This window comes from Streptomyces sp. NH27 (genome assembly GCF_056859195.1).
In genome coordinates, this window is the sequence record NZ_JACEGK010000604.1 from 1 (window position 1) to 4462 (window position 4462).

5 protein-coding genes are annotated in these 4462 nt (G+C 74.1%); 4 read left to right on the forward strand and 1 reads right to left on the reverse strand.

The window, feature by feature from the left end; genetic code table 11:
- Window positions 1-467: TetR family transcriptional regulator (locus AC13HU_RS32875; RefSeq protein WP_483045639.1), on the reverse strand; the 467-nt coding region annotated here is incomplete at its 3' end.
- Between the two features lie 179 nt (window positions 468-646).
- Here AC13HU_RS32875 and AC13HU_RS32880 point away from each other — a divergent pair.
- The 4 genes from AC13HU_RS32880 to AC13HU_RS32895 all read left to right on the forward strand — a co-directional run.
- The gene (locus tag AC13HU_RS32880) at window positions 647-1582 is read left to right on the forward strand and encodes an SDR family oxidoreductase (protein WP_483045640.1); all 936 of its coding nucleotides are present in this window, start codon (window positions 647-649) and stop codon (window positions 1580-1582) included.
- A 334-nt stretch (window positions 1583-1916) separates the two neighbouring features.
- Window positions 1917-2231: a chaplin family protein gene (locus AC13HU_RS32885; protein ID WP_483045641.1), complete on the forward strand. Its 315-nt coding sequence runs from the start codon at window positions 1917-1919 to the stop codon at window positions 2229-2231.
- A gap of 35 nt (window positions 2232-2266) precedes the next feature.
- On the forward strand, window positions 2267-3589 hold the full coding sequence (locus tag AC13HU_RS32890; RefSeq protein ID WP_483045642.1) for a tetratricopeptide repeat protein: 1323 nt from the start codon (window positions 2267-2269) through the stop codon (window positions 3587-3589).
- Between the two features lie 92 nt (window positions 3590-3681).
- A partial coding sequence (locus AC13HU_RS32895) for a hypothetical protein (RefSeq protein WP_483045643.1) occupies window positions 3682-4462 on the forward strand: 781 nt, incomplete at its 3' end.

Here is a 4462-nt window from a genome sequence, read left to right on the forward strand (position 1 = left end):
ACCTTGAACACCGCAATCCCCGCTTCCCCCGCCAGACTCGCCGTCGGCTCCGCGATCCCCCGCCGCCGCAGCCCCTCCGCGAGCCGCGCCGATATCGACGCCAGCTTGATCAACTCCCGCTCCCGCAGCTCCTCGTTCGCCATGATGATCGCCTGCCGCTGCCGGGCGAAGTCGTACCGCCCCGCGAACACCTCCGCCACCCCCGCCAGCGTCGCCGCCACCGCCTCCATCGGCGTGGCCGCCGCAGGCACCCCCGCGAGCGTGTCCACGAAGAGCTCCTCCAACCGCGCCGCCCCCGCGAACAACACCTCGCGCTTGTCGGCGTAATGCCGGAAGAACGTCCGCTCGGTGAGCCCCGCACGGCCGGCGATCTGCGCAGCGGTGGTCTGCTCGAACCCGCGCTCCCGATAGAGCTCCATCGCGGCCTGTTCGAGCCGCCCCCGCGCGTCCGGCTCCCATCGACCCATGCCCCCGATCCTACGTGATAGCAGTGACTGACATCGGGTGCTACGGTTGATAGCAGTAACTGACATCAGCCCGTCCGCCCGCACCCCGCAGGACATCGCACGGCGCGATGGCGGGCAGTCGACGTACACCCATGCCTCGGCATATGCCGACATAACCCGCTTACCAGGAGGTTCCCCTCATGCGTGTGTTCATCACCGGTGCGTCCGGCTGGATCGGCTCCGCCGTCGTTCCGGAACTCCTCGGCGCAGGCCACCAGGTCATCGGGCTGGCCCGCTCCGACGCTTCGGCCGACGCCCTGGCCACGGCCGGCGCGGAGGTGCGCCGCGGCACGATCGACGACATCGACACGCTGCGCGACGCGGCCGCCGACTCCGACGGCGTGATCCACCTGGCGTTCAAGCACGACATCGCGTTCAGCGGCGGCTTCGAGGCCGCGGCCGACGCGGACCGCCTCGCCATCGACACCTTCGGCGACGTGCTCGCCGGCTCCGACCGGCCGTTCGTCATCGCGTCCGGCGTGCTCGGGCTGGCGCCGGGGCGGGTCGCGACCGAGGAGGACGGCGTCGCCGGCAGCCCGGTCGGCGCCCATGTGACCGGCGGCCCGGCCAAGCGGCTGGCCAACGCGCAGGCCACGGCCGCCCTCGCCGAGCGCGGGGTCCGCTCCTCCGTCGTCCGCCTCGCCCCGACGGTGCACGGCGACGGCGACCACGGCTTCCTCTCCACCATCGTCGGCACCGCCCGCGCCAAGGGCGTCTCCGGCTACATCGGCGACGGCGCCAACCGCTGGCCCGGCGTGCACCGTTCCGACGCCGCGACGCTCTTCCGGCTGGCCCTGGAGAGCGCCCCCGCCGGATCGACGTTGCACGCCGTCGCGGACGAGGGCGTGCCGATCCGCGAGGTCGCCGAGGTGATCGGGCGCCACCTCGACCTGCCCGTGGCCTCGGTCTCCCCCGACGACGCGGCCGCCCACTTCACCTGGATGTCCACCTTCATCGGCCTCGACAGCCCCGTCTCCAGCGCCCGCACCCGCGAGTTGCTGGACTGGCACCCGACCGGCCCCGGCCTCCTCGAAGACCTCGACAAGGGCCACTACTTCACCAACCCGTCCGCCTGACCCCTCCCCGTATCCACCACCCGGCCCACCGCCGGACAGCACCGACCCGGCCCCGCCCCAGCGGCGGGGCCGCCTTCCGCCGCATTCCATCCGCCCCTCCCCGGGCGTGAGCCGATCCGCCCCGGCCGCCCTGCGGGCCAACCGGCGCCTCGCGGCGGCGGGTTCGTAGCGCGACGCCGCTACGGTCGGCGGCTTCGGAACCCCGCGCCGTCAGCGACCGCCGGCGGCCGTGTCGGACCCGACCCCGGCTCGTTGATCAGGGCACGGCCCGGATTATGCGACGGGCACGGTCGGCACTTCACCGGGACCCGATCCCGGACGACGGAGGAACGTGATGGGCGCGGAACTGCGGGGCATGGTCGGCGGCGCGGGGAAGACGCGGGCGGCGCGGGCCGCTGTGCTGGGTGCGGTGGCGGGGGCGGCGCTGCTTCCGGCCGGCGCCGCGCACGCGAGTGTCATCGGCGTCGGCGACGCGGTGTTCGGCAACACTTGCGTCGGCCACGACCAGGGTGCGCGGTCCGAGGGCGTCACGGTGGCCGGCAGCGGAGTGGGGGGCGGCAATCAGACCGGTCTGCCGTTGAGCCTGCCGCGCAACCACTGCGGCAGCAGCGGAATCGTCTGCACCGCCCTGTTCGGCTCCAGCGTCTGACCTGGCGGGATCAACCGGCGGAGGCGACCGGTCGGATGACGGCGGACGCGGTGGTGGGTGCGGCGAACACGATGGTGACCGCGGCGGACACAGCAGCAGCAACGGTGACGGCCGCGCGGCTGGAAGACCGGGCGGTGACCGAGATGCTGGCCCTGAGCGGGCAGGCGCTGCCGCTGCTACGCCGGTGGGCGACCTCGAAGCCGGAGTCCGGCACAGCGCGGGGCCTGCTGATGCTGGCGACCTGCGACCGCCTCGATGACGCGGAGTTGAAGGACCAACTGGCCGTCGCGTACCAGGACGCGCAGGCCGCCGGTGAGCGGCAGGCGAGCGTGGTCTACGGAATCTTCCTCTTCTCGCACCGCCAGTACCGGCTGAGCGCCGACCACTTGGCGGGGCACTTCGCACGGTGGCCTGCCGACGAGGTCGCCGGGCTCATGTTGGGCTCGTTCGCCGCGTGCGGGGACCCCTCCTATCGCACCCGTGGCGACATCCTCGTCGAGGAGCAGGCGTCGTTGGCGGGCCCGGACAGCTGGGCCTGGACGGGTTGGCTGGCCGCGACCCGTGCCGAGCAGGGGCGGGTGCGGGACGCGCATCGGCTCGCCGAACAGGCACTGGCCCGGTATCCGCGTTCGGGGGTGGCCGCGCACGCCCTCGCCCACGCGGAACACGAGCAGGGAGCCGGCCGGGCCGGCGCGAGGTTCGTGGACGAATGGCTCGCGCCGGACCCGCAGGCCGTGCAGTCGCGACATCTGAACTGGCATGCCGCACTGCACTCGATCGCCTGCGGCGACTTCGCCGATGCGCGCCGGCGGGCGGACACGGTCCTGGCGCGGGCGGATGTGGGGATGCGGGCCGCGACGAACTGGCGGCTGCTCCTGGCCGGGCAGGAGCCGGCCGGCCGCAGCGACCCGGCGCACGTGCGGGAACTGCTGGCCGCGCCGGGCGGGATGGTCGACGTCTTCCACACCTTCAACCTGGCACTGGCGCTGGCCGTGGAGGCGGCCGGCGACGACCTGAACGCCCTGGCCCGCCGCGCCGCCACCGACCGGCGCCCGGAGTTCCGCGACGTTCTGGCACCCGTGGCGCGGGCTCTGGCGGCGATCACGGCAGGACGTCCCCGGGCGGCGGCGGACCTGCTGATCCGCCTGGGCGCGGACGCCGAGCGGATCGGTGGGGTGCGGGTGGAACGCGAGATCATCCAGGACACCCTCGCCCGCGCGCTGATGGAGGCCGGCGAGCCCGTCCCCGCGGCGGCCCTGCTGCGTCAGCGCACCACCGCCCGCCGCCATCACACCTACGAGGACCTTCTCCTCGCCCCGGCCGCCCCGACCGCCCTGGTGACGGCCGGGCCGCGCTGAACCCGCGGCGTCGCGCCGCGCCCAACCCGCGGCATCGTGCCGCGCACCGCCAGGGCCCGGCCCGGCGGCCGACCTCGCCCCGGAGAACGTTGATGCTCGCAGCCCAGATGATCGTCGTTTCCCTGCCGGGCAGCGGAACCCCCCTGCTTGCCGACGTCACCAAGGCACTCGGCTACACCTCCTACGGCACCATGAGCGGCGATCCGTCCGCAGGCGCCCAGCAGCCCGGCCCCGGCGAGGTCTACCCGCTGCTCGCCGCCGCGTACGGACCCGATCGGGCGGCCTACCTGCTGAACCCGCACCGGGGAGAGCACGAGGCGCTGGAGCCGGCCTTCCACCAGGCGGTCAGCGCGCTGTGGCGGGTGTGGTGGACGCGCCTCGGCCAGCCCACCACGCACGCTTCGCCCGTCGACCCGGACGCCGAAGTCCGGCTGGCCCGCCTGCCGACCGCGGACCTCCTCAACCTGCTGCCGGGCCGCGGCTGCTGGTACGTCACCGGGCTGGACCTCCGCCGAGCCGACGCCGGGCTCCTGCGTGCCTGGCATCGCGACGGCCGGCCGCCGATCGTCTTCCACCACCGCGACATCCGCGATCGGATCGTCAACCAGATCCAGGCGCTCACCCGGCCCGCCGGCGGCGTCGGCTCCATGCCCGAACACCTCGTCTACCGCGACATCCTCATCGCCCTGCCCACCATGGACGCCCGTATCACCCTCGCGCTGACCGACCCCGGCTTCCCGGGGATGCCCGAGGCCCGGCACAGTCAATGGCTCCTGCACCACCCGGCGGTCTGCGTCATCACCCACGAAGAACTCGCCGGCCCCGACCACGCGGGCACCACCCGCGCCCGCGAGCAGGCCCTCGCCCGCATCC

What these genes read in the sequence shown, in the direction of transcription:
- AC13HU_RS32880 (WP_483045640.1), top strand. Translation starts at nt 647, where the DNA reads ATGCGTGTGTTCATCACCGGTGCGTCCGGCTGGATCGGCTCCGCCGTC.
- AC13HU_RS32885 (WP_483045641.1), top strand. Translation starts at nt 1,917, where the DNA reads ATGGGCGCGGAACTGCGGGGCATGGTCGGCGGCGCGGGGAAGACGCGG.
- AC13HU_RS32890 (WP_483045642.1), top strand. Translation starts at nt 2,267, where the DNA reads ATGACGGCGGACGCGGTGGTGGGTGCGGCGAACACGATGGTGACCGCG.